The 8,991-nt window shown below is 62.6% G+C and carries 10 protein-coding genes; 9 read left to right on the top strand and 1 reads right to left on the bottom strand.

Annotated elements, in window-relative coordinates:
- Positions 1-488: IS66 family transposase (locus ATI53_RS08855; RefSeq protein ID WP_146609900.1), on the top strand; the 488-nt coding region annotated here is incomplete at its 5' end.
- Between the two features lie 179 nt (positions 489-667).
- Here the strand turns inward: ATI53_RS08855 and ATI53_RS08850 are convergent.
- A complete protein-coding gene (locus ATI53_RS08850; protein WP_111550216.1) occupies positions 668-1,831 on the bottom strand; it encodes a CaiB/BaiF CoA transferase family protein in 1,164 nt (387 codons plus the stop codon).
- 94 nt (positions 1,832-1,925) lie between these two features.
- On the opposite strand from ATI53_RS08850, the gene ATI53_RS08845 reads away from it, so the two are divergent.
- From ATI53_RS08845 to ATI53_RS08810, 8 genes are read left to right on the top strand one after another with little or no spacing between them, the layout of a single operon-like run.
- Positions 1,926-2,303 carry a Zn-ribbon domain-containing OB-fold protein gene (locus ATI53_RS08845; protein ID WP_009504555.1) on the top strand — a complete coding sequence of 126 codons (378 nt, stop codon included), beginning with the start codon at positions 1,926-1,928 and terminating at the stop codon, positions 2,301-2,303.
- A gap of 3 nt (positions 2,304-2,306) precedes the next feature.
- Positions 2,307-3,458, top strand: coding sequence for a thiolase family protein (locus ATI53_RS08840; RefSeq protein ID WP_009504556.1), 1,152 nt, complete (start codon positions 2,307-2,309; stop codon positions 3,456-3,458).
- 23 nt (positions 3,459-3,481) lie between these two features.
- Positions 3,482-4,339 (top strand): MaoC/PaaZ C-terminal domain-containing protein, encoded by an 858-nt coding sequence (locus tag ATI53_RS08835; protein ID WP_240778578.1) that lies wholly within the window; start codon positions 3,482-3,484, stop codon positions 4,337-4,339.
- Positions 4,340-4,349: 10 nt separating this feature from the next.
- Positions 4,350-5,486 carry a CaiB/BaiF CoA transferase family protein gene (locus tag ATI53_RS08830; protein ID WP_111550215.1) on the top strand — a complete coding sequence of 379 codons (1,137 nt, stop codon included), beginning with the start codon at positions 4,350-4,352 and terminating at the stop codon, positions 5,484-5,486.
- A 6-nt stretch (positions 5,487-5,492) separates the two neighbouring features.
- Positions 5,493-6,278 (top strand): transglutaminase-like domain-containing protein, encoded by a 786-nt coding sequence (locus tag ATI53_RS08825; protein ID WP_240778577.1) that lies wholly within the window; start codon positions 5,493-5,495, stop codon positions 6,276-6,278.
- On the top strand, positions 6,275-6,724 hold the full coding sequence (locus tag ATI53_RS08820) for a MaoC family dehydratase (protein WP_009504560.1): 450 nt from the start codon (positions 6,275-6,277) through the stop codon (positions 6,722-6,724). Before ATI53_RS08825 ends, ATI53_RS08820 begins: the two co-directional genes overlap by 4 nt.
- Complete coding sequence (locus ATI53_RS08815) at positions 6,711-7,832, top strand: acyl-CoA dehydrogenase family protein (protein ID WP_111550214.1); 1,122 nt, start codon at positions 6,711-6,713, stop codon at positions 7,830-7,832. The genes ATI53_RS08820 and ATI53_RS08815 overlap by 14 nt, the downstream gene beginning before the upstream one ends.
- A complete protein-coding gene (locus ATI53_RS08810) occupies positions 7,832-8,983 on the top strand; it encodes an acyl-CoA dehydrogenase family protein (protein WP_034452460.1) in 1,152 nt (383 codons plus the stop codon). The genes ATI53_RS08815 and ATI53_RS08810 overlap by 1 nt, the downstream gene beginning before the upstream one ends.
- Positions 8,984-8,991: the final 8 nt, after the last annotated feature.

The raw sequence follows: 8,991 nt of genomic DNA, 5'->3' as shown, positions 1-8,991 counted from the left end.
TCGACGCCATCCTTGACATCGAACGCCAGATCAACGGTCTGGACATCGCCAGTCGGCTCGACGCCCGGCACCGGCTGGTCCGCCCCCTGGTCGAGGACCTGCACGACTGGATGCGGGCCGAACAGGGCACCATGTCGAAGCACAACCCCGTCGCCAGGGCCATCAGCGACATGTTCAAGACGGACCGGTGGAACGCCTTCACGTTGTTCCTTGAGGATGGGCGCGTCCGCCTGACAAACAACGCGACCGAGCGCGCGCTGCGCGGCATCGCCTTGGGGCGCAAGTCTTGGCTCTTCGTCGGCTCCGAGCGTGGAGGCGACCGTGCCGCCTTCATGTATTCCCTGATCGTCACCGCCAGGATAAACGACATCGACCCGCAAGCTTGGCGCGCCGACGTCCGCGACAAGCTCCCCAACACAACGGCTTCACGGGTGCCGGACCTTCTGCCATGGAATCGGCAGACATCGCAGCGCCAACTCGCTACATGACCGCGGCCTACGCCGGATGCTTACGCTCGGTCTGCTGGCAGATCGGACAATATGCGGGCTGTCGGCCTTTTTCATCGGCACGAGCGCATTCCTGCGCCATTCGCGTTACGGCGAGCGGTGCCACCACGCCATGCGCGGGTCGATGGTTCGGCTGCGGGCGTCCGGGTCGATTTCGAGATCTATGACCGCAAGCCGAACTCGGCGCGAATGGCAGCGCCATCCGCATCGAACGCAGGAGAGAGGCCAAGAGCGGTCTCAATGTTGCTGCGCCGAATCGGAGGCATCGCGACACTGATCGGTCCGGAAGGGGTCTCGATGGTCGAACGGTCAAGTTGAGGGTGATCTGACAACGCGGCCACATCGTTCACCGCCGCCGAGGCAATTCCGGCACCGTCCAGTAAGTTCAGCAGTTCGGCACGGTCATGCGCCCCGAACGCGGTTGCAATAAGCGTTTCCAGCGCGGATTTGTTGTTAATTCTGGCGGAATTGTCATGAAAGCGCGGGTCGGTGGCCAGCGCCGGGTCTCCTAGAATTTGCGCGCAGAACCGATCCCATTCGCGGCTGTTCTGGACCGATATGACAACCTGGTCGCCGCCCCGGCAGCGAAACGCGCCGTAGGGGCATATGACCGAATGTCCAAGTCCGGTCCTGGGTGTGGGCAAGCCCGCGTAGTCGTGAAAGAGAAGGGGAACCGCCATCCAGTCTGCCATCACGTCGAACATCGCGACCGAAACGCCGCTGCCGGTGCCGGTGCGGTCGCGCGCGACCAAGGCTTCGCAGATCCCGGCATGGGCGGTCATGCCGGTGGCAATATCGCAGACCGAAACGCCAACCCGGCCCGGCGCATCGGGCGTGCCGGTCACCGAGGCGAGGCCACTTTCACACTGCACCAAAAGGTCATAGGCCTTGGCGTTTCGCATCGGGCCGTCTTCGCCGTATCCGGTGATGTCGCAGGTCACGAGGCGCGGAAATTTTTCCCGCAGGGAGGCGGAATCCAGCCCCAGCTTTTTCAGCGCGCCGGGCAGCAAATTCTGGATGAACACATCCGCGCTTTCCAGAATCTTCAACAGGATCTCCCGGTCGTCTTCGGCCTTAATATCCAGCGCGACGGATTCCTTGCCCCGGTTCAGCCAGGTGAAATAGGCACTCTCGCCGTTTGCGGCGGTATCGTAGGCGCGGGCGAAATCGCCGGCGCCCTTGCGCTCGACCTTGATCACGCGCGCTCCGGCGTCGGCCAGCCGCGATGAGCAGAAAGGCGCAGCAACGGCCTGTTCGAGCGCAACAACAAGTTTGCCGGAAAGAGGAGCTGGGTTCGTGTCTGACATGGGTTTCTCGCGGATCATCCTAAGGGCTTGACAAAATCTAACATATGTTAGAATTAGGATCAATGCGCTTTGCCGCAAAACCGATCACCCCGTCATCGGAAGGAGACCGCAAGTGTCGAACACCACAGGGCCAGACCAGATTTTCAGGACCGCGCTCGCCAAGAACGATATCGTGCTTCCCAGGTGCGATGACTGCGGAGCCTTTCATTTCTTTCCCAGGGTCCTGTGCCCGCATTGCCATGGCACCGCGATCTCGTGGAAACCCGCCAGCCGCAAGGGCAAGGTCCACACCACCACCGTCGTGCGCCAGAAGCCCGAGCGCGGCGGCGACTACAACGTGTGCATGGTCGAGCTGGAGGAAGGCGTTCGGATGATGAGCCGCGTCGACGGAATCGCCCCCGGCGAGGTTGTCATTGGCATGGACGTGACCGCCTTTGTGGGCGAGGCCGACGGGGCCCCGGCCGTGTTTTTCAAGCCGGCGGAGGCATAACGCATGACCGATCAACTTCGGGGAAAATCCGCGATTGTGGGCACCGGCCACGCCGGTTTCGGCGAGGCGCACGGCCTGACGGCCTATGACGTCATGGCGCAATCCGCGCTGGCGGCTCTGGGCGATGCCGGGCTGAAGCTGTCGGACGTGGACGGGCTGTTCTGCACCATGATGGAAGACAGCATGCCGGCGCTGATGGCTGCCGAATACCTGGGCATCCAGCCCCGCTTTATCGACGGCACCATGTCGGGCGGGTCATCCTTCGTGAACTACCTGACATCCGCGACGATGGCGCTTGACGCAGGCCTGTGTGATGTCGCGCTGATCGTTTACGGCTCGAACCAGCGCACCGGGTCGGGAAAGCTGGTAACGGCGTCGCGCCCGCCGGCCTATGAAGCGCCGTATAACCCGCGCTATCCGATCTCTGCCTATGCGATGGCGGCGGCGCGGCACATGCACGAATACGGCACCACCCGCGAACAACTGGCGGACGTGGCAGTTTCTGCCCGGGCCTGGGCGCGGCACAACCCCGAAGCGTTCGAGCGCGGCCCGCTGACCCGCGAGGACGTGTTGGGCGCGCGCATGGTGGGGGATCCGTTGACGGTGCGTGACTGCTGTCTGGTGACCGATGGCGGTGGCGCGGTGGTGATGGTGCGGGCTGACCGTGCGCGGGATTTCCCCAAGCCACCGGTCTATGTGCTGGGCAGTGCGGCCGAAAGCTCGCACAGGCAGATTTCGCAGATGAAGGATTTCACGGTGACCGCGGCGCGCGCATCGGGCCAGCGCGCCTTTGCGGCGGCGGGGGTTTCGCCGGGGGATATACAGGCGGTCGAGCTGTATGACGCCTTTACCATCAACACCATTCTGTTTCTCGAAGACCTTGGTTTCTGTGCAAAGGGCGAGGGCGGGGCGTTTGTGGAAGGCGGGCGTATCGCGCCCGAGGGCGTCTTGCCGGTAAATACGAATGGCGGAGGTTTGTCCTGTGTACACCCCGGCATGTATGGCATTTTCACCGTGATCGAGGCCGCGCGCCAGATTCGGGGCGACGCGCCGGGCATTCAGTTGAACGATGTCGATCTGGCGCTGGCGCATGGCAACGGCGGTGTGCTGTCCAGCCAGGTCACGGCAATTCTGGGGTCACAAAACACGCTCTGACAGCGATCAAGGGAGGAAAGATCATGCCATTGGATTTCGAAGCTCTTTCAGACTGGGATTTCGAAGAAATCCGGCAAACTCTGACCCAGCGGGATACCATCCTGTATGCGCTGGGGCTGGGGTTCGGCGAGGATCCGACCGACAAGAAGGAACTCGCCTTTGTTTATGAGGACGGTCTGAAGGCTGTTCCCTCGATGGCCGTCACCATGGGGTATCCCGGCTTCTGGCTGCGCAACCCCAGGACCGGCGTGAACTGGCAGAAAGTGCTGCACGGCGAACAGTGGCTGGATATCTACAAGCCGCTGCCCGTGAACGCCAATATCATCGGCCGCAGCAAGATCGACTTCATCTCGGACAAGGGCGAGGGCAAGGGCGCGGTCATCTATCAAAGCCGTGACATCATCGACGCAGACACCGGTGACAAGCTGGCGCGGGTCGCGATGTCGGCCTTTTGCCGGGGCGATGGCGGTTTCGGCGGCGAGAACCGGCCGGGCCCGAAGCCGGCGAGGCTGCCGGACCGGGATCCCGATCACATATGTGATATCGAAACGCTTCCGCGCCAGGCGCTGATCTACCGGCTCAGCGGCGACATGAACCCGCTTCATGCCGACCCCGATGTTGCGCGCTCGGTCGGATTCGACCGGCCGATCCTGCACGGTCTGGCGACCTATGGTCTGGCTGCCCGCGCGATCCTCAAGTCGGTGCTGGATTACGACTCCGCCCGGCTTGTCGGGCTGGACGTGCGGTTCTCCGCGCCGGTCTATCCCGGCGAAACGGTACGGTTCGAAATCTGGGAAGAGGGCGGCGAGGCCCGGTTCCGCGCGTCGATCCCGGCACGCGATGTCCTGGTGTTGAACAACGGCGCCGCGCGCTTCGCATGAGGTAACGGCGATGACCCAACCGCTCAAGGACATACTGGTGCTGGATTTCAGCACCCTTCTTCCCGGCCCGATGGCAACGCTCATGCTGTCCGAGGCCGGGGCCGAGGTGGTCAAGTTCGAACGACCCGTAACAGGCGAGGACGCGCGCCATACGGATCCCAAGATCGACGGTGAAAGCATCGGGTTTGCCGTGCTGAACCACGGCAAGCGATCTGTGGCCATCGATTTGAAATCGAACGACGCGCTCGATGCGCTGCGTCCCTTGCTTGAAAAGGCCGATGTTCTGGTCGAGCAGTTCCGCCCCGGCGTGATGGAGCGGCTCGGGCTGGGATACGAGGCGGTGCGCGCGATCAATCCGCAAATCGTCTATTGTTCGATCACCGGCTACGGGCAGACCGGGCCAAAGGCCACGGCGGCGGGGCATGATCTCAACTATGTGGGCGATGCGGGGGTTCTGTCGTTGAGCCGCGGGCCGGATGACCGGCCGACGATGCCGTTCGGGCTGATGGCCGATATCGGGGGCGGCACCTATCCGGCGGTCGTCAATATTCTGCTTGCCCTGATGGCGCGGCAAAAGACCGGACAGGGGGTTCATCTCGATATCGCCATGTCCGAGGGCGCATTTGCCTTTGCCTATTGGGCGCATGCGGAAGGCGTGATCGCCGGGCAGGAAATTGCCAGCGCCGACAGCCGTCTGACCGGTCGCCTTGCGCGCTATCGGCTTTATTCGGCTGCGGATGGCCGGCAGATCGCGGTCGGCGCGCTGGAAGAGAAATTCTGGCAGGCCTTCTGTGATGTCATTGGTCAGCCGCAGGATCTTCGCGACGACTGGGTCGATCCCGTTGCCTGTGCCGCAGAGGTCGCGCGCCGTCTGGGGCGCCAGCCGTCAACGCATTGGGGGCCGCTGCTGATGGCGGCGGATTGTTGCTGTTCGGTGGTGAAAACACCCGCCGAATCCGCAGCCGATCCGCATTTCACCGCGCGGGGTGTGTTCGAGCGAAAGTTGGACATTTCCGGTCGGGAGGTGCCAGCCCTGCCGCTGCCGATCGCGCCCCAGTTTCGCACTGGCGCGGGGTCGGTCGGACGCGCGGCGACTCTCGGAGAGGACAATGCCCGCTTTGGCGTGGATCCGCGAAAGACAGAATGAAACCCGTTGACGGGCAGATTTTTAGCCCTTATTCTAACAATCGTTAGAAAACGGGGGGGACACAGGGATACAATGACTCAGTCGAAAGATGACCTGTCGGCAGAAGCAGATCGCTATGTCATGCCGTCGCATTTTGTCGAAAGCGACAACCCTGAAGTGCAGGGTTTCGTGACCAGGGCGTTGCGTGATCTTCCTGCGGATGCATCCAGCCGTGACAAGGCGATTCGTCTGTTCGAAGCGGTTCGTGACGATATCCGTTACGATCCTTATTGCTTCGCGCTGGACGAAGAGTCGTATCGGGCCGGCCGGATTGCCGGGGCAGAAGCGGCGTTTTGCGTGCCCAAGGCAATCCTTCTCGCGGCCTGTCTGCGGGCTGTCGGTATCCCTGCCGCGCTGGGGTTTGCGGATGTGCGCAACCACCTGAATACGCCCAAGCTGCAAGAGCTGATGGACAGCGACCTGTTCATCTATCACGGCTACGTCCAGTTGTGGCTCGACGGCGAGGCCTACAAGGTCACGCCCGCGTTCAACATGGAGCTGTGTGAAAGATTCGGGGTCAAGCCGCTGGTCTTTGACGGGCATCACGACGCTCTCTTCCACGAGTTCGACGAACAGAACCAGCGGCACATGGAATATGTGAATGACCGCGGGCTCTATGTCGATGCGCCGATCACGGAGTTCCTCGCGGCCTTCCGGGAAACCTACCCGAAACTGGAAGAGTTCAACCGCGTGCGAATTTCGAAAGATTCGAGCGGGTACGATGCCGGGTTCTCCAAGGAGGGCGCGTCTTGAAGTATCTGGACGATTTCGCGCCGGGCCAGGTTTTTCGCTTCCGCAGCGACCCGATGAGCTCGGACTCTATCAAGGCATTCGCCCAGGAATGGGACCCGCAAAGGCTGCACACCGACGAGGACTATGCCACCGGCATACACGGCAGCCTGATCGCGTCGGGCTTTCAGACGATGCTTGAAGTGTTCAAGCCGGTCATGACGGAAATGATGGTCGAAACCGCCAATATCGGCGGCATGGGCTTTGACAATCTGCGTTGGCTGCGGCCCGTGCGCCCGAACGAAACCCTCGATATCGAATTGAAGGTCAACACGGTCACACCGTCGAAAAGCAAGCCCGACAGAGGCGTTTTGCACTATACGCTCAGCGCCAAAAACCCCCAGGGCGAGGTCGTTTTTACAACCGACACCCCCGTTATGATCCAGCGAAAACAACATGACACAGACTGAATTGCCTACCAGCGACCAGGAAGACCTTCGCTTGCTGCGCGAAAGCGCGCGCACCTTGTTTGAGCGCGCGGGCGGTAGCGGAAGATCCAGAAAACTGCGTGATTCCGGTGGCGGCTGGGACGCGGACATGATCCACGAACTGGCCGAGGCCGGCGTTTTCGGCGTGACCGTGCCAGAGGAAAACGGCGGGCTTGGCATGGGTCTGGCTGCCGGGGGCGTCATCGCCGAGGAGGTCGGCCGGGTGATCGCCCCGGAACCGGTGGTGGTGACAGTCGGACTGAGCCTTGGCCTTCTTCGCCGGCTCTGCCCGGATCACGCCAAAATGGAACAGCTTGTCGGCGGCGAAACCGTTCTGGCCGTCGCCTGGCAAGAGCGCGGACCGAACGGCGGCCCCGCCGAGGCAAGCTGTCGTTACGCCGACGGAAAACTGACCGGCGGCAAGGCCTGGGTTGTTGGCGCGTCCAGCGCGCAGGGTTTCCTGGTGGTGGCCCAGGGGGATGCCGGCCCGGTTCTTGTGCTGGCACAGGCCGGTGCGGACGGGCTGTCCGTTGACGCGCGCAGGCAGGCCGATGGCAGCGCCATGGGAGAGCTTTCGTTCTCGGGCACCCCGGCCGAGCAACTGGCCAGCGGCGACACGGTTCAGGATGCGCTCGCCGACGCGGTCAGCGATACAACGGCGCTTGCCGCCGCGGAACTTGTCGGCCTGAGCGCGCGCGCCTTCGAGATCACGCTGGAGTATATCAAGACCCGCGAGCAGTTCGACAAGCCTATCGGGTCGTTCCAGGTCATCCAGCACCGTGCCGTCGATCTGAACGTGATGTGCGAGGTCGCACAGTCCGGCGTGCGCGAAGCTCTGGGGCTGATGGATGGCGAAGCCGATCCAAAAGTCCGGGCGCGGCTTGCCAGCCGGGCCAAGGCTCGCGCGGTCACCGCCGCCAAGAAGATCACGCGCGACGCCATCCAGCTGCACGGGGCCGTCGGTTATACCGACGAGTTCGACATCGGGCTTTATCTGAACCGAGCGCTGGTTCTGTCCGCTTGGCTGGGCGACGACGCCTATCACAGGCGACTTTGGTTCATGGCGCGCGAAGCGGAGGGAGCCGCATGATGACCGACTGGAACGCAATGAGCGATGCGGATTTCCGCAAAGAGGTGCGCGGGTTCTTCGAAGCGGAATATCCCGAAGAGCTGCGCAACCTGCCGCACCGCCCGAAATTCGCCGAGATCGCGCACTGGCACCGCAAGCTGCACGCGAAAGGCTGGGTCGCTCCGGCCTGGCCCGCGGAATACGGCGGCATGGGGTTGAATGCGGCGAAATTGCTGATCTTCTACGAAGAACAGCAACGCTGGGGCGTGAACCGCGGGCGCGACATGGGCGTGCAGATGGTCGGCCCGCTGATCATCAAGTTCGGCACCCAGGAACAGAAAGACTATTGGCTGCCGCGTATCCTGAGCTGCGAAGACATCTGGTGCCAGGGCTATTCCGAGCCGGGCGCCGGGTCTGATCTTGCCAATCTGCGCACACGCGCGGAAATTGACGGCGACGACTTCGTCATCAACGGCCAGAAGATCTGGACGACGATGGCGCATGATGCCACGCACATCTTCATGCTGGTGCGCACCGATCCCGATGCGCCGAAGAAACAGCAGGGCATCAGTTTCCTTCTTGCACCGATGGATCAGTCCGGTGTCGAGGTGCGCACGATCACCACTCTTTCGGGTGAGACCGAATTTTGCGAGGTGTTTTTCGACAACGCCCGCACGCCTCGGGAAAACCTTGTCGGCGAGCTGAACAAGGGCTGGACGATGGCAAAGGCGCTCTTGAGCTTCGAGCGCATCTTCATCGGCTCGCCAAGTCTGGCGCAGAACGCTCTGGGACAGCTGGAAAGCTTTGCCCGCGGGCGCGGCGCGTTCGACGATCCTGTGTTTCGCGACCGTTTCGCGCAGGCCGCGCTTGACGTCGAGGACCATGCCGCGCTTTACGCGCGCTTTGCCGACCAGCTCAAGCGCGGCGAGACGCTGGGCGCCGATGTCTCGATGCTCAAGATCTGGGTGACCGAGTGTTTTCAGCGCATCACCGAACTGATGATCGAGGCTGCGGGTCCCGATGGCGGAACGATCGGTCCGCTACAGGTCGGCAACGTTGGCGTGGACGTCCTGTCGAGTTTCTACAAAGCCCGGCCGGGAACGATCTACGGCGGATCGAACGAGATCCAGCGCAACATCCTGTCCAAGGCCGTCCTCGGACTGCCTGGTTGAACCAATAT

Origin of the sequence: Salipiger aestuarii (assembly GCF_003259905.1) — a bacterium.
GTDB classification, from domain to species: domain Bacteria; phylum Pseudomonadota; class Alphaproteobacteria; order Rhodobacterales; family Rhodobacteraceae; genus Salipiger; species Salipiger aestuarii.
This window is presented reverse-complemented; position numbering and strand designations above follow the sequence as displayed.